Annotated in this window: 18 protein-coding genes; 4 read left to right on the plus strand and 14 right to left on the minus strand. The window is 41.4% G+C overall.

All coding sequences use genetic code 11. From position 1 onward, the window contains the following. Window positions 1-2: 2 nt before the first annotated feature. The 11 genes from V7783_RS10245 to murJ form a co-directional block, all read right to left on the minus strand. Entirely contained in the window at window positions 3-485 is a 483-nt protein-coding gene (locus V7783_RS10245; protein WP_182717088.1) for a pilus assembly PilX family protein, read from the minus strand. After that, window positions 473-1,468, minus strand: coding sequence for a PilW family protein (locus V7783_RS10250; protein WP_182717087.1), 996 nt, complete (start codon window positions 1,466-1,468; stop codon window positions 473-475). Before V7783_RS10250 ends, V7783_RS10245 begins: the two co-directional genes overlap by 13 nt. 1 nt (window position 1,469) lies before the next feature. Beyond that, entirely contained in the window at window positions 1,470-2,033 is a 564-nt protein-coding gene (gene pilV, locus V7783_RS10255; RefSeq protein ID WP_335678621.1) for a type IV pilus modification protein PilV, read from the minus strand. A gap of 142 nt (window positions 2,034-2,175) precedes the next feature. Continuing rightward, window positions 2,176-2,877 (minus strand): LytR/AlgR family response regulator transcription factor, encoded by a 702-nt coding sequence (locus tag V7783_RS10260; protein ID WP_335678622.1) that lies wholly within the window; start codon window positions 2,875-2,877, stop codon window positions 2,176-2,178. Beyond that, window positions 2,874-3,914, minus strand: a complete 1,041-nt coding sequence (locus tag V7783_RS10265; protein WP_335678623.1) for a sensor histidine kinase — start codon at window positions 3,912-3,914, stop codon at window positions 2,874-2,876. Before V7783_RS10265 ends, V7783_RS10260 begins: the two co-directional genes overlap by 4 nt. 38 nt (window positions 3,915-3,952) lie before the next feature. Then, window positions 3,953-4,882, minus strand: coding sequence for a 4-hydroxy-3-methylbut-2-enyl diphosphate reductase (ispH, locus tag V7783_RS10270; protein ID WP_335678624.1), 930 nt, complete (start codon window positions 4,880-4,882; stop codon window positions 3,953-3,955). Next, the gene (fkpB, locus tag V7783_RS10275) at window positions 4,882-5,322 is read right to left on the minus strand and encodes an FKBP-type peptidyl-prolyl cis-trans isomerase (protein ID WP_335678625.1); all 441 of its coding nucleotides are present in this window, start codon (window positions 5,320-5,322) and stop codon (window positions 4,882-4,884) included. Before fkpB ends, ispH begins: the two co-directional genes overlap by 1 nt. Then, entirely contained in the window at window positions 5,319-5,819 is a 501-nt protein-coding gene (lspA, locus tag V7783_RS10280; RefSeq protein WP_335678626.1) for a signal peptidase II, read from the minus strand. The genes fkpB and lspA overlap by 4 nt, the downstream gene beginning before the upstream one ends. A 9-nt stretch (window positions 5,820-5,828) precedes the next feature. Then, complete coding sequence (gene ileS, locus V7783_RS10285; RefSeq protein WP_335678627.1) at window positions 5,829-8,657, minus strand: isoleucine--tRNA ligase; 2,829 nt, start codon at window positions 8,655-8,657, stop codon at window positions 5,829-5,831. 25 nt (window positions 8,658-8,682) lie between these two features. Continuing rightward, on the minus strand, window positions 8,683-9,609 hold the full coding sequence (gene ribF / locus V7783_RS10290) for a bifunctional riboflavin kinase/FAD synthetase (RefSeq protein ID WP_335678628.1): 927 nt from the start codon (window positions 9,607-9,609) through the stop codon (window positions 8,683-8,685). Window positions 9,610-9,726: 117 nt separating this feature from the next. Next, window positions 9,727-11,256, minus strand: coding sequence for a murein biosynthesis integral membrane protein MurJ (gene murJ / locus V7783_RS10295; protein ID WP_442961362.1), 1,530 nt, complete (start codon window positions 11,254-11,256; stop codon window positions 9,727-9,729). Between the two features lie 295 nt (window positions 11,257-11,551). On the opposite strand from murJ, the gene rpsT reads away from it, so the two are divergent. Continuing rightward, entirely contained in the window at window positions 11,552-11,812 is a 261-nt protein-coding gene (gene rpsT, locus V7783_RS10300; protein ID WP_016708897.1) for a 30S ribosomal protein S20, read from the plus strand. A 65-nt stretch (window positions 11,813-11,877) separates the two neighbouring features. Here the strand turns inward: rpsT and V7783_RS10305 are convergent, their stop codons facing one another. Next, window positions 11,878-12,261, minus strand: a complete 384-nt coding sequence (locus V7783_RS10305) for a response regulator (RefSeq protein WP_335678630.1) — start codon at window positions 12,259-12,261, stop codon at window positions 11,878-11,880. A 118-nt stretch (window positions 12,262-12,379) separates the two neighbouring features. Between V7783_RS10305 and V7783_RS10310 the strand changes: the two genes are divergently transcribed. The 3 genes from V7783_RS10310 (at window position 12,380) to smrA (ending at window position 13,893) form a co-directional block, all read left to right on the plus strand. Then, window positions 12,380-12,823 (plus strand): hypothetical protein, encoded by a 444-nt coding sequence (locus V7783_RS10310; RefSeq protein ID WP_335678631.1) that lies wholly within the window; start codon window positions 12,380-12,382, stop codon window positions 12,821-12,823. A gap of 99 nt (window positions 12,824-12,922) precedes the next feature. Next, on the plus strand, window positions 12,923-13,168 hold the full coding sequence (locus V7783_RS10315; protein WP_064665936.1) for a hypothetical protein: 246 nt from the start codon (window positions 12,923-12,925) through the stop codon (window positions 13,166-13,168). A gap of 146 nt (window positions 13,169-13,314) precedes the next feature. Next, entirely contained in the window at window positions 13,315-13,893 is a 579-nt protein-coding gene (gene smrA / locus V7783_RS10320; RefSeq protein ID WP_335678700.1) for a DNA endonuclease SmrA, read from the plus strand. Between the two features lie 27 nt (window positions 13,894-13,920). On the opposite strand, the gene V7783_RS10325 is transcribed toward smrA, so the two are convergent. Continuing rightward, entirely contained in the window at window positions 13,921-14,052 is a 132-nt protein-coding gene (locus V7783_RS10325) for a hypothetical protein (RefSeq protein ID WP_335678632.1), read from the minus strand. Window positions 14,053-14,150: 98 nt separating this feature from the next. Beyond that, window positions 14,151-15,071 carry a 2-hydroxyacid dehydrogenase gene (locus V7783_RS10330; RefSeq protein ID WP_335678633.1) on the minus strand — a complete coding sequence of 307 codons (921 nt, stop codon included), beginning with the start codon at window positions 15,069-15,071 and terminating at the stop codon, window positions 14,151-14,153. Window positions 15,072-15,126 lie beyond the last annotated feature (55 nt).

Here is a 15,126-nt window from a genome sequence, read left to right on the forward strand (position 1 = left end):
GCTTAACCGCCAGTATTAAGGCTTGCCATTTGCTGAGCAATCCCAGTGGTAACTGTTAATGTATGCTTACTTTTAGAGCCATAGGTAATCGTTGAATTGATTTGCACCATATTGCAAGAAACGCCTGCGGTATACTTGTAGTCTCGTGGGCAGGGCAAATCGAGCGCGCCATCATTAAGATTACTTAATTCACTTTCTGTATCACCTATCGTGGTCAAGGCAATTGTTCCGTCAGGTAACTGAGCTTGGGTGTAAAGTAATTTACTTGCTCCATCTGCTGCAGCCTCTGTCGCAATTACCTTTTGTACATTGCCCATCAAGATATTTTCGGCTTCTTCACGTTCAAACGCTGCATTGGTAATTTTAATATCCACACTTGCACTGCTCATTAACGTTACTGCTATTCCTGTAACTGCCACCACCATAATTAATGCAACAATTAAGACTACGCCTTGTTGCTTTGAGGCTAATTTTAAATACGCCATTGACTAGCCCCTATGTTATTTAAGCGGATCGTGGTGGTAAATAATGCGCGACGAAATTGATCATTAAACTCTAAAACACGTTGGTTGGCATCTTCACCTAATGTATATGTTTGATTCAGTTGATTTAAACTCGCATCAGGCTGCAGTGCCCGCACTAAAATAAACACTTGTACGGTTAAGATACCACGGCGATCTTCCCAATTAGCCGCGGTCATACTATTTACATCTCTATATGTATCCACTCGAGCGTCGGCATTAGTATCTAAACCGAATAAAAAGCGCATATTCTCGACTCCTTCCATTATAGTCTCTGTGACCATTCCTCCATTTGGGGTCAGTCGTTTGCGTCTCAAAACGGGAATTGTTAAATCTCTGCCGTTTAACTGGTAAGTTTGTTCGTCGATGTAATAGGCATGGTGACGATATCGCCAAACAGTCGCATTTGGATTATCTGGATTTGCAGGGCCTCGCGTAAATTCTCCCCACTCTTGCTCTGCAATAAAATAATAATTATCATTATTATTGTTATTACCTGCTGGGTCTATTTCCAACCCTTCTAAAAATTTAATCTGTAGAATATCTGAATTTTCGTTTGAATTAGGGATGCAGTTTAATTGCGATCCCCCCGTTGATTCGATTGCATACACTAAACGGAAGTTACTGTTTACTGTATTATCTGGGAAGCTATTATTATTAAGCCCTTGTGTACAATCTCCGGCTGGATTACCCGCACTTTTAGCAATCACAGTATTATCAACTGAAAATGAATCTTCGTAAAACGTACCCCAAAAACCTATTTGTTCTATATCACGCTGCATAATACTCAAAGCTAAGCGGCCAGTTTCTTGTAGCTCACCAATCGTCATAGTGTCACGTGTTGTTACTTTCATACTAATGTAAGTGAACATCACCCCACCTAGCACAAGTCCACCGATAAACAATGCCACCATCATCTCAACTAAAGTAAAGCCTTGCTGTTTCATTTCACGAGGTCCTTAGATACAAAAAGCTATTTAATACGACTACCCTGCGCTTATTATTTGCCGCACCGCACTTTATAACTGCTGTATCGCCAATAGCGGTAAACTCTTGACGTCCTTCCCAGCTGATCACCACTTGGAGGGTGTATGCGTTACTACCACTTGCGGCATCGCGTTGATTATTGATACACACTGTTGCATCATCCAAAGCTCCCGTATTTTCACGTGCCTGAATTGCACGGATCCATTGCTGGCGATCGAGTGCAGCAATTTGCCCTGAGTTACAAGTGTTGGTATAGCAAGTTCGTGATTGTTGCAGCGGCGTATCACTGTTAAATGTGCCATTGTACTGAGTGATCACTCCAACTCTGTCATTCGCTCGCATTCGTTGAATCATATCATTACCCAAAGCCACAGCAGCAGCACGTTGCATAGAGTCGAAGCTGGCTTGTTTTGCTTTTGCTTGTAGTGCTACCGCACCGAGCAAGCCAAAGCTTAAAATCACAAATGCGATTAATACTTCAACCAAAGTGAAGCCTCGTTGTGATGACGAATTGGTGACTCTCATAACACACCTAATATAAAACTATCTGACTATAAGCATATGCGAACACAGTGTAGATACAAGATGGGTAACGATGAACGGCTATATTTGTTGATGAATGGTGGGAATAAGTGCGACAGACAGCACAATCGATCACTTAATGAAGCTAAAGGTGTGCTTTTATCTGCTTATATAAGCGTCTACTGACCGGTAATAAACACGCGCAGTCTTTTAACTCAACCACATGGCTACCATCTACTGCTTTTTTTAGTGCGACTAAGCGCGACTGGTTAATCAGTATTTTTCTGTGAATACGTAACAACTCGGTTGGGTATTGTTGCTCCAACTGCTTTAAGCTTTGATCCAATATTGCTTCAGCGTTAGTAGATATTAAACGTGTGTATTTATCTTCCGCCATGACATAGAAAACATCATCTAACGCCACACATTTGGTAACACCTGCTAGTTGATAACTGATCACTGCTGGTCGTTGCTTGTGTACATGCGCTCTTGTAAGGCGCCCTAGTTGCTCGATGGTATTTGCCAGGTTTTGCTCTGTCACCGGTTTAACTAAATATCCAGCGGCGCTAAGCTGTAATGCATCTAAAGCATGCTCTGGGTGAGCGGTGACGAATATAATTGCAGGTGGTACAGGCAACTTATTCAATTGTGTCGCGACTTCTAAACCGTTCATCGCTGGCATATCAATATCGAGAAAGACAATATCTGCACCAAGCAATTTCATTTGTTGCAAAGCCTCATTGCCATTACTTGCTTGAGTTGCATGCTGATAATCGGGGTAATGAGCAAGTAAACGCTGTAGGCGCGCTCGCGCTAATGGCTCGTCGTCAACGATTAATACTTTCATGCTTGCTCCTGCATATTATCGATACTCAAAGGCAGCACTAATTTAACTCGAAATACATCACCACGGGTTGTTACCGTCAGCTTTGCACAGCCTTGATAATAAAGGTCTAAACGCTGACGAATATTATTCAGTGCCATACCATTTCCAGGGCGTTTTTGTTGCTGCGTCGAGATTGGGTTCTCAACTAAAATAACTAATGAACGTTTACTGATATGCAACTCAACGTAAATTGTCGCGCCAGCCAACGCAGGCTCCACCCCGTGGCAAACCGCATTTTCTAGCAATGGTTGTAATGTTAAGCAAGGAATCGTGATCGCTGGTAACTGCTCTGGTAACTGCCAATTAACTTGCAAACGCTCAGCAAAGCGCCAGCTTTCTAACTTTATATATTGCTGAGTGAGTGTGATTTCATCGGCTAATGCGGTTTCTTTGCCAACCCGCATGGCCGCTTGTGACAGTGCTGCAAGCGCTAAAATTGCTTGCTCTGCGGCTTGTGGATCATAATGGGTCAGTTCAGCGGCGGTATTGAGGCTATTATATAAAAAGTGTGGCCGAATACGTGCCTGTAAGGCATCTAATTCAGCGCGCGCTAATGCGTTGGTTTGTTGTTCTTTTTCAAAATAGATGGTTAAAAATTGAATGAATAATGCGGTGACTAAAAACACCACTAGCAGGTTTCTTAAGATAAACTCATAGCTGTTTTGTTGTACAAAATAATCACCAGCAAACTCAATTAACAAACCACTAAAAACAGCTGTTGTAAGTAGTAATGAGAGTATTAAGGCAGTCAATTGCAGTGCTTGTCTTAGCTGCTGGAGTTGTGTTCGCAGTAAATAAAGCCAGGTTAGGCTAGATAAAAAAGTAAGATGTAAAAACAAGCTTATCGCACCAAGACGGATCCATGTATCACCGGCTGTGGTAGGGGCAAAAGCAAGAACGGTAGCAATAACTTGCGCAACCACTAAAGTGGCAAGTACGCCGCGCTCTTTAAAAAGAGCAGCAAAAAGCAAAGTATTGGTTTGCACCGACTTGCTCATTGCGCTCTCCTTCAATTACCCATTAAATACACTAAAGGTTAGCGCAGCTCAACAGGTACAGCAAATACGATATTTTCTTCTTCGCCTGGGTTTTCAATAACCTGTTTACCGCCTAGTTCTTTAAGACGATTTATAACCTGTTGTACCAATACTTCTGGTGCCGATGCACCGGCAGTAACACCAACCGCTTTAGCATCATTAAACCAGTTATCTTCTACATTGCTTGCATCATCAATTAAATAAGCCACAGTGCCCATTTTATCTGCAAGTTCACGTAAACGATTAGAGTTTGAACTATTTTTAGCTCCAACCACTAATAACACATCAACTTTATCTGCTAAATCACGTACTGCATCTTGACGGTTTTGTGTCGCGTAGCAAATATCATCTTTACGCGGACCATCTATCGATGGAAATTTCACTCTCAGTGCATCAATTACATCAGCGGTATCATCTACCGACAAAGTGGTTTGACTACAATAAAATAAGTTATTAGGGTTTTTAACGCTCAGTTTCATAACGTCTTCTGGGGTTTCTACTAAGTAGATACCACCGGCATCGTTATCATACTGACCCATCGTACCTTCAACCTCAGGGTGACCATGATGACCAATTAAGATACATTCAGTGCCTTTACGGCTTGCTCGAGTTACTTCCATATGCACTTTAGTCACTAACGGGCACGTAGCATCAAAGACTTTTAAATCTCTACGTTTTGCTTCACTACGCACCGCTTGCGATACACCATGGGCGCTAAAAATAACAATGCTGTCATCTGGTACTTGATCCAGCTCTTCAACAAATACCGCACCACGATTTTTTAAACCATCTACAACATAACGGTTATGTACTACTTCATGGCGCACATAAATTGGCTTTTCAAAGATATCTAAAGCACGCTCTACAATGCTAATTGCACGGTCTACGCCCGCACAAAATCCACGTGGGTTTGCTAGTAAAATATCCATTAGCCATTCACCTCTAAAATATCAACTTCAAAGGTTAAACGTTGGCCTGCCAGCGGATGATTAAAATCAATCGTTACAGACTCCCCTTGCACTTCACGTACAACACCCGGTAACTCAGTACCATCTGGTTGTGTAAAAGCAATGATAGAACCAACGGTAGCCGGTGTTTCAGGGCCAAATTTACTGCGGTCAACATAATATATGTTATCCGGATTTGGTTGCCCAAACGCATCTTCTGGTTCAAGCTCAAATGACTTACTGTCGCCAGCCGCTAGGCCAAACAAACACTTTTCAAAGTTTGCCGTTAGACTTCCGTCACCCATCGTTAATTTGGCGGGTTTATTATGCACTTTGGTAGAGTCAGCCGCTGAGCCATCTGAAAGCTTAATTGAGAAGTGAAAAATTACTTCTGACTTTTCACCAATAACTAGTTGGCTCATGCTTTTTGCTCCTTAGGACTTTCGCCAGTAAAGGCATCGAATAATAATAATGCAGCGCCAACACAAATTGCACTGTCAGCAATATTAAATGCTGGGAAGTTCCAGTTTTGATAGTAGAAGTGCAAAAAGTCAATGACATAACCATATGTTAAACGATCATATAAATTACCAATTGCGCCAGCTAATACTAACGAATACGCACCGCATAATACTTTATTGCTCGCTGGTAAGCGTTTTAGCCACCAAATTAATAAGCCACTGATGCTAATTGCTATCAAGCTTAAAAACCAACGTTGCCAACCGCTTTCATCACTTAAAAAGCTAAAAGCGGCGCCGTAGTTATGTACGTAAGTAAGATTAAAAAACGGCAAAATATCAATTGAATCACGTAAATTCATGGTGTTAACAACCAGTGTTTTAGTAGCAAAGTCTACAACTAAAAGTAGTAGACTTAACCATAGCCACACTAAACCACTTTTTTGGGCTAGTTTGCTCACTTAATACTCCTATGCGAACTGACGTGTTTCGCCTTCGCCATCAATATTGCTAACACAGCGACCACAAATTTCTTCATGAGCAGGGTTTGCACCTACATCATCACAGTAATGCCAACAACGTTCACACTTTTGAGCATCAGTTGCTGATACAGCGATATACAAGCCTTCAATCTCTGTCGCTTGAGTGCCTTCAGGCTGTGCATCAACTGCTGTAACAGTGACTTTTGAGGTTAACAATACAAAGCGTAATTCATCACCCAATGCCGCTAATTTAGCAGCAAGCTCAGCACTTGCATAAAGATCGACATTGGCTTGTAATGTTGCACCAATCACATCTTCTTTACGCGCGCCTTCAAGGACACGGTTTACTTCATCACGCACATTTAAAATCGTTAACCAATCATCGTTGCTAAACTGGCCTTCACCTATAGCTTTTAAGCCTTCATACCAAACTGATGTAAATACATATTGGTCGCGCTCACCTGGCAGTGCTTGCCAAATTTCTTGTGCAGTGAAGCTCATGATTGGCGCCATCCAACGCGTCATCGCTTCAGCAATATGGTACAGCGCTGTTTGACACGAACGACGAGCATGACTATCACTTTTCGCTGTGTATTGACGGTCTTTGATCACGTCTAGGTAGAATGAACCTAACTCACCAGTACAGAAGTTCATTAGCTTTTGCGTTACTTGCAGCATTTGATAGCTTTCGTAAGCCGCTAAAATTTCATCTTGTAACTGTGCAGCACGGCCAACAATCCAACGATCTAATTCAACCATATCGTCGATAGCCACTTGATCCGTTTTTGGATCAAAACCACTTAAGTTAGCTAGCAAGTAACGGCTAGTGTTACGAATACGACGGTAACGATCCGCTGAACGGTTGAAGATTTCATCTGATACAGTCATTTCTGCAGTGTAATCAGTTGAGGCAACCCATAAACGCAAGATATCTGCGCCCAATTTATTCATCACATTTTGTGGCGAAATTACGTTACCTAATGATTTTGACATCTTACGGCCGTTTTCATCCACAGTGAAACCATGAGTTAGCACTTGACGATAAGGCGCATGACCATTAATTGCCACAGAGGTCATCATTGATGACATAAACCAACCACGGTGTTGATCTGAACCTTCAAGGTATAAATCAGCTGGGCCGACTAAATCTTCACGAGCATCAACCACACAGGCATGCGATACACCCGAATCAAACCATACGTCTAACGTATCTTGTACTTTCATGTATTGCTGAGCGTCAGTTTCACCTAGTAAAGTCGCAGGTTCTAAATCGTACCATGCTTGAATACCTGACTTTTCTACAAGTAGTGCCGCTTTTTCAATCAATGCTTGTGTATCTGGGTGAAGCGCACCGGTGTCTTTATCAACAAATAAAGCAATTGGTACACCCCAAGTACGTTGACGCGAAATACACCAATCAGGACGACCTTCAACCATGTTCGCAATACGGCTTTCGCCCCATTCTGGCAACCATTGAGTGTTTTTAATCTCAGCCAATGAATCTTGACGCAAATTAGCTTGATCCATACTCACAAACCACTGCGGCGTAGCACGGAAGATAATTGGCGTTTTATGACGCCAGCAATGCGGGTAGCTGTGTGTAAGGGCATGATGATGCATTAACGCATTACGTTCAGTCAGGACTTCTACTACACTGGCGTTTGCTTTAAATACGTGTTGCCCGGCAAAAAGCTCAGTGTCAGGTAAATACACACCGTTTGCGCCAACTGGGTTAGCCACTTCTAAACCATATTGTAGACCCGCCACGAAATCTTCTTGACCGTGTCCTGGTGCTGTATGCACGATACCGGTACCTGAGTCAGTGGTAACGTGATCAGCAACAATCACTGGCACATTAAAGTCATAAAACGGATGCGCTACTTGTAAATTCTCAAGTGCTGAACCGGTTACATAACCTAATACGTGGTAATGATTAAAGCCATAACGATCCATGGCATCTTTAACCAGCTCTGAACCTAAGATTAAACGCTGTTGTGCGCCTTCATCATCCACTTGCACAAGTGCATATTCTAAATCAGCATGTACAGCAACTGCGCGGTTAGCAGGCAGGGTCCACGGTGTGGTTGTCCATATCACAGTGCTAACGGTGCCTGTGCCTTCATGATCCGCTTTTAAATCAAACGCGCTTACAACAGCCGCTTGATCAATAAACTGAAAACGTACATCAATTGCTGGCGATTGCTTATCTTGGTATTCAACTTCAGCTTCTGCTAATGCTGAGCCACAATCTGTACACCAATGCACAGGTTTTGCGCCTTTGTGCAAATGACCTTTTTCAATGATACGCCCCAGTACACGAATTGCATTGGCTTCAAAATCAAAGTTCATGGTTAGATAAGGCTTATCCCAATCAGCAAACACACCTAAGCGTTTAAAATCAACTTTTTGACCTTCAACTTGTTTTTTAGCATAGGCACGGCATTTTTCACGGAATTCTGCAGCCGTAACTTTCACGCCTGGCTTGCCTACTTTTTTCTCTACCATTAATTCAATTGGTAGACCATGACAATCCCAGCCCGGTACGTACGGTGCATCAAAATCAGATAAAGTTTTTGATTTTACGATAATGTCTTTTAGAATTTTATTTACTGAATGGCCTAAATGGATATCGCCATTTGCATACGGAGGGCCGTCATGCAAAATAAAGGTCTTTTTACCTTTTTTAGCGTTGCGAATTTGACCATATAGGTCGTCTTCATACCATGTTTTAAGCATTTTTGGCTCACGTTGTGCCAAATTGCCGCGCATTGGAAATTCTGTTTCCGGTAAATTCAAAGTATGCTTGTAGTCGCTCATTAATCCTAGTTTCCGTATCGGCTACCTAATTTAAACCAAAACACTGTTTAGCGGCAGCAACATCAGTTGCTATTTGTGCCGTCAATTGTGTTAATGTCTCGAATTTTTTCTCATCGCGAAGTTTTTTAATTAACTCCACGTGCATAAACTGTCCATAAATATCTTGCGCAAAGTCGAACAAATGAACTTCTAATAATGCGCGTGTTCCATTAAATGTGGGTTTGTTGCCAATATTTGCAACCCCATACACTGTTTTATCGTTTAACGTAACTTGTACAGCAAATACCCCATTGACTGGGCATACTTGCCGTTTTAATGCGATATTAGCGGTACGAAAGCCAAGTTCTCGGCCGCGCTTCCAGCCATGGATCACTCGCCCTGATATTGCATAATCATGACCGAGCATCGCTTTGGCTTGCACTAATTGACCGTCAGCGAGTGCTTGGCGGATCAAAGTGCTACTCACTCTAGCATTTAATTGCCGAAAACTCGCGGTGCTTTTTACATCCAGATGCGCCGCTTGGCCCATTTTTGTCAGTAAATTAAAATCTCCCTGACGCCTTTTGCCAAAACGAAAATCATCACCCACTGTTAACGCTTTTACGCCAAGTTTATTAATCAGTATTTCTGTTACAAACTGCTCAGCTTGCATGTTGGCAAATTGCTGATTAAAACTAATACAAATAACGCGTTCTATGCCCAATTTTGCTAATAGACGCAGCTTGTCACGTAATCGTGTTAGTCGAGCTGGCGCATTGTCTTTAGCAAAAAACTCCTGCGGTTGCGGCTCAAATAACATTACGGTGCTGGGTAAGTTATATTTTTTAGCATCATTAAGTAACCCATTGAGCACTTCTGCATGACCTAGATGCACGCCATCAAAATTACCAATGGTCAACACACAGCCATAATGCTGCGCACGAATATTGTGAATACCTCTAATTAACTCCATGCCACCTAATGCCTTAATGCGCGTTATGTACCGAGTAAAATTTCACTTGGGTTACAGAACCACCGATTATACCCAAACCACCTCAAGATGCGAGTTTCAGTTAGTTTTTTTAACCAATTATGTGGTAACAACGTTTTTTATGGTATTTAGCCGCACACCAAGTAAAAACAAAACAAAAAAGTACACAACCCCTGCCAGCGCAAGTAAGCCTGTGAGTAAAGCAACCTGCTCACTAAAATGCCATTGACGCCATAAGAATTGTGCTGCGCAATACCAGACTATGCCTCCCATAACTGTGGAAGCTGCAACACATTTGCAAGTAAACAGTAAACTAAACCGCGAAAATTGATAAACCTGCTCTTTGCTTAACTGACGATACAATAAATAGGCATTACAACTGGCCGACATTGAAGTGGCAAGCGCCAAACCTAAATAACCAATAAACGGCGCCAGCATAATGTTAAACACCATATTAAGTATCAAGGTAATAATACCAATACGCACCGGTGTTTTAGTATCTTGGCGAGCATAAAAGCCTGGCGCTAAAACTTTGATCAGCATAAAGCTGACTAATCCTACCGAATAAGCCATAACCCCCATACTGACAGCTTGTACATGGTCGATATCGCCATCTTTGAATGCGCCATGGTCAAATAACACCGAGATAATTAACGGGCTAATAATCATTAGACCTACCATTGCCGGTAGGCCTAAAAAAATAACAAAGCGCACCCCCCAATCTAAGGTATGCTGAAAATCACTGCTTTTTTTGCTGCTGTGTAATTTTGATAATGCCGGCAAAATCACCGTAGCAATACCAATACCAAATAACCCCAGTGGAAATTCGATTAACCGATCAGAGTAATATAACCAAGCAATCGACCCGGTCATTAACAATGAGGCGATCATCGTATCGAGGAGTAGGTTAATTTGACTGATCGATACCCCAAACAGCGCCGGTAACATTAACTTGCGGACTTTTTTTACATTGTCGTCCTGCCAAGCCCAGCGCGGACGGCTTAGCATCTTTGCGCGATATAAAAACGGTAATTGAAACAATAACTGCACGACACCACCGACAAATACACCGATAGCGAGTGCATAGGCACCGACTGAAAATTTATCATGTAAGAATATGGCACAGGTTATAATCGAAATATTAAGTAAAACTGGCGTAAATGCAGCCACAGCAAAACGATTATAAACATTCATCACCGCCCCACTGAGCGCAACAAGGCTTACAAAAAATAAATAAGGGAAAGTGAGCTTAAGTAAACTACTGGCTAAAACAAATTTTTCACCATCGGCCCCTCCTTGCCACCACTCAATAAACCAACCGGTCCCAAACAATGCAGCAATAACTGGCGATGCAATAACACCAAACAGGGTGACAACCAGTAAGATAGTTCCTAATGTGCCTGCAGCTTGAGCAACAAACAGCCTGACCTTATCGTCACCTTGCTGCTCTTTAATTTCCGATAACACGGGGACAAACGCCTGAGCAAACGCGCCTTCGGCAAATAAACGACGTAAAAAATTGGGAATTCGGTTAGCGAATAAAAAAACGTCTGCCGCAGCACCTGCGCCGAGTAAATTCGCAACAACGGCATCTCTTACTAAGCCTAAAACACGCGATATCATTGTCATACAACTTACAATCATACCGGAACGAAATAATCCTTTAGCCACTTTAAACCTGCTTTAAAACCAACGATAAAGCCGATTATGCCACAGACTTTTTTATAAATCGCTCTAAAGCACTAGGCTGAACTCACCGCCTTTGTTACAATAGCGTCATTAACTGCTAGAGCGGCAAATTGATGTTCGTTATATAGGAGCAGTTTTTCTTGTTATGTCAAATTTTTATTGACATTCATGATTAAAAAAGGCATATTCCACGGCCTTTAAATTAAGCTTATTTTAAGATTGTTAGGAGCAAACCTTGGCTAACATCAAGTCTGCAAAAAAACGCGCTATCACTAGCGAAAAAAACCGTCAGCATAACGCAAGCCGTCGTTCAATGATGCGTACATACTTCAAAAAAGTAGTTGTTGCTATTGAAGCGGGCGACAAGGAAGCTGCACAGCAAGCTTTCGCAGTTGCTACACCTATTTTAGACCGTTATGCAACTAAAGGTCTAATCCACAAAAACAAAGCAGCTCGTCATAAGAGCCGTTTAGCAGCTAAGATCAAAGCGCTATAATTTGTTTTTGTTAGAATATAAAAAACCGGCCTAGGCCGGTTTTTTTATATCTGTTATTCAGCCCATCACACGACTTCTAATTCTGGATAGAACTTTTTCAACATAGCAGCAATTTTTTTAGGTGTAAACGGCTTCACAACAAACCCTTTAGCGCCTTTCTCAATCGCATCTTTAACGTTCTCTACGGTTGAATGCGCTGAGACCATGACCACGTTAGTTTCAGGGTTTATCTCATTGATCTGTGCAATAATCTCTTTTCCGTCGCCGTCTGGCAATTCTATATCTAAAAAAATGATATTATAATTGGCCGCCTGACATGCACTTATGCATTGTGCAGCTGTTGATGCTTCTTTAACATTTTCAATGCCTAAGTGCATGAGTGTCTGATTAAGAAAGCTACGCACTGTTCCCACATCATCCACTATTAAAATTGAAAGCTGCGTATTCATGGTTGATCCCCGTAGGTTATGAACTAGGTTTAAGTTATTATGTGCAGTATATTTAATAACTTTTCTAATTTAATAATCTCATTATAGAGAGCTCTGCTTAAAAGGCCAGATTTGCTTTATGTCGAACAATATAAAAAAACAATCCTTGTTAGGAAAAACGCCCCAACGAAAAAAACCAACGGCATCAACTAACAAGCGTAAAGCCCCCACTCAAACACGCGCTGTAAAAGAGACAAGCGTTAGTTCTGAGGTAATTGCAACCAAAAAAAGCCGTACAGGCCTTATCGCTGCTGCGATTGTGGTCGCCGTTATATTAATTATCCCCAAACCACAGTTATTAACCTATGAAAAACTAGGGCTAGTCACGCAAAGTGTGTATTGGCCGGGGTTATTTGGTCACGGTGCCATGTTATTTGATTCACATTTGCAGCCAAATGCAGATTTATCACGTAACAGCCTGTATTTATGTCAAAACAATAAACAACCTGATACCTGTCAGAAATATCGAATAACCGAGCAAGGAGGCTTTTTTTCAGCTTTAAATAAATTAATTTTGGATTAAAAAAACTAATCTGAAAATATAAAATTACTTGGTTGAAAGGTGCGCAAATTATCACCATAATGGCGCTCCTTTTTTCAACACATGAACAATGATATTACCATGCTAAACGAGCTAGATTGGCTTTTAAATTTTATACTGTTAGCCCTAGGATTAGGGGCGTTTTTTATCAATCAATTAACAATATTGCGTGTAGCGGCGATCAGCGCCTGCGTACTGCTGTTTTTATCATTTAGCTTGGATTTAATGTCATCGAGTGTTATTTCAAACATGAGTTTAGTGTTGATCAACACCTTTTACCTGTTCAAAGTTTATACTTTTGGCCAGTTAAATGTGCCGCAGAATTAATATCTCTCCCAAGATAATTTTATATACCCTACTGAGTTTTGCTCAGTAGGGTATTTTTTTGCGCAGGAAGAACTTGGGCAGAAAAATGAACTAAGTTAAAATCATTCTCGTACGATACTACTTTGGATTTTACTGTGAGTTCCACTATGCCTTTATCTGACTTTGATTTATTTTTAACGTCTATGGAAGACGTAGTCCGCCTAGATCACGATACCATCCAGCCAATACCCCACGCTGCGCAGCCTTCGTTAGCCCAACAAGAAAAGCGTAAATCTGCAGAGCTAGATTTAAACAGTGATGAAAACTATTTACGCAGTGAGTTAGTTGAACTACTCGCTCCTGATGCACTATTAAGTTATAAAAATGCTGGCGTGCAAGCAGGTGTATTTAAAAACCTTCGATTAGCAAAATACCAGCTTGATGCGACACTTGATTTACATGGCAGAACGCTGAAAACGGCACGTCATGCCCTATTTGAATTTATCAGCGATTGTCAAACGCGTAATATCCGTGTGGTATTGATCCGCCACGGTATTGGCTTAAAAAATAAAAAGACTCCAGGAGTTTTAAAAAGTTATACCAACAAATGGTTACAGGAAATTGACTGTGTGTTGGCATTTCATAGTGCGCTAAGGCAGCATGGTGGCAGTGGCGCAACCTATGTGTTAATAAAGAAAAGTGATGAGAAAAAAAGTGAAAACCGAGAGCGTCATTGCAAACACTGACCCGGTTTAGGTTATCAGTTTAAGTTATTATTCGGCTTGCTGTTGCAGAACGTCAGCTTGTTCGGCTGCACTGGCTTGGTTAAACCACGCAGACACTCCCATTAAAATAATCGAGATCACAATAATGCTGAGTTTTACACCACCTTGTTGCTGTTTCATGAGAGACCTTATTGTTATTTTTATTATAAAGATACCCAGCTAGGTTAACCAAAATAACATATGTTAACAACATGTACTGCACAATTATTCCCCTAATATTAATAACCTTTTGTTCTATCAACCTTATTATTTAGCTTATCGCCCGCTTGCAAGCGCAGTACATTGTCAGCTATTTGTTGAGTTACGCTGTCAACATCAGATAATGCTGCGCAATGTGGTGTAATAGTAATTGCTGGGTGCTGCCAAAAAGGGTGATCAGAAACTAATGGCTCATGCTCGAATACATCTAATGTTGCTGCACGAATAACTTGATTATCTAGTGCCCAAAGTAAGTCCTCAGCAACAACATGCTGCCCGCGCGCAACATTGATAAGTACTGCATGAGCTGGCAATTGCACTAATAAATCACGATTAATAACCCCTTTCGTTTGGGCTGTCAGTGGTAACAAGCATACCAAGTAATCAGCTTGGGCGAGCACATTATCCAAATCGTTCTGTTTATGAATACAATTTACATCAGCTATATTTTTAGGACTTTGCGAAAATGCACTCACGCTAAAATGATTAGCAACTAAGCGTTGAGCGCAACGTTGCCCCAACTCACCAAAACCAAGGATCACCACATGTTGATGTTTAAAAGCGCGCTTAGGCTGCCACAACTGGTTTTGCTGTTTAATAAAGTACTCTTTAAGCCTGAGTTTGTGCGCTAAAATATGGGTGAGCACATATTCCGCCATATCATCTGCTAAATTTTCATCCACTATTCGTGTTACAGCAACGTTCTCAGGTATCAAATTCATATCAATACTATCAACTCCGGCGCCAAATGATGATACTGCTTTTAAATTAGGTAACTGTGCCCACATATCTGCTGGCGCAAGCCAAGCAATAACAAACTCAACATCAGTTAAATTTTCACAATCAGGCCACTGTGAAATGGTTACATTAGGTAATTTAGCGGTCAGTGTTGCGATAATTTTACTGCAATCTCGGCCACTTATTGCTACAAGAACATGCATACGAATACCTTAATCGTTGTTGATTTTCCCTAGTATAACCTTAATCAAGACCGTT

It is taken from the genome of Pseudoalteromonas sp., from assembly GCF_036960685.1.
GTDB lineage: Bacteria > Pseudomonadota > Gammaproteobacteria > Enterobacterales > Alteromonadaceae > Pseudoalteromonas.

What these genes read in the sequence shown, in the direction of transcription:
- V7783_RS10265 (WP_335678623.1), bottom strand. Translation starts at nt 3,914, where the DNA reads ATGAGCAAGTCGGTGCAAACCAATACTTTGCTTTTTGCTGCTCTTTTT.
- V7783_RS10250 (WP_182717087.1), bottom strand. Translation starts at nt 1,468, where the DNA reads ATGAAACAGCAAGGCTTTACTTTAGTTGAGATGATGGTGGCATTGTTT.
- V7783_RS10305 (WP_335678630.1), bottom strand. Translation starts at nt 12,261, where the DNA reads ATGAATACGCAGCTTTCAATTTTAATAGTGGATGATGTGGGAACAGTG.
- pilV (WP_335678621.1), bottom strand. Translation starts at nt 2,033, where the DNA reads ATGAGAGTCACCAATTCGTCATCACAACGAGGCTTCACTTTGGTTGAA.
- ileS (WP_335678627.1), bottom strand. Translation starts at nt 8,657, where the DNA reads ATGAGCGACTACAAGCATACTTTGAATTTACCGGAAACAGAATTTCCA.
- fkpB (WP_335678625.1), bottom strand. Translation starts at nt 5,322, where the DNA reads ATGAGCCAACTAGTTATTGGTGAAAAGTCAGAAGTAATTTTTCACTTC.
- V7783_RS10310 (WP_335678631.1), top strand. Translation starts at nt 12,380, where the DNA reads ATGTCGAACAATATAAAAAAACAATCCTTGTTAGGAAAAACGCCCCAA.
- V7783_RS10245 (WP_182717088.1), bottom strand. Translation starts at nt 485, where the DNA reads ATGGCGTATTTAAAATTAGCCTCAAAGCAACAAGGCGTAGTCTTAATT.
- V7783_RS10315 (WP_064665936.1), top strand. Translation starts at nt 12,923, where the DNA reads ATGCTAAACGAGCTAGATTGGCTTTTAAATTTTATACTGTTAGCCCTA.
- V7783_RS10325 (WP_335678632.1), bottom strand. Translation starts at nt 14,052, where the DNA reads ATGAAACAGCAACAAGGTGGTGTAAAACTCAGCATTATTGTGATCTCG.
- ribF (WP_335678628.1), bottom strand. Translation starts at nt 9,609, where the DNA reads ATGGAGTTAATTAGAGGTATTCACAATATTCGTGCGCAGCATTATGGC.
- murJ (WP_442961362.1), bottom strand. Translation starts at nt 11,256, where the DNA reads ATGACAATGATATCGCGTGTTTTAGGCTTAGTAAGAGATGCCGTTGTT.
- ispH (WP_335678624.1), bottom strand. Translation starts at nt 4,882, where the DNA reads ATGGATATTTTACTAGCAAACCCACGTGGATTTTGTGCGGGCGTAGAC.
- V7783_RS10260 (WP_335678622.1), bottom strand. Translation starts at nt 2,877, where the DNA reads ATGAAAGTATTAATCGTTGACGACGAGCCATTAGCGCGAGCGCGCCTA.
- V7783_RS10330 (WP_335678633.1), bottom strand. Translation starts at nt 15,071, where the DNA reads ATGCATGTTCTTGTAGCAATAAGTGGCCGAGATTGCAGTAAAATTATC.
- smrA (WP_335678700.1), top strand. Translation starts at nt 13,315, where the DNA reads ATGCCTTTATCTGACTTTGATTTATTTTTAACGTCTATGGAAGACGTA.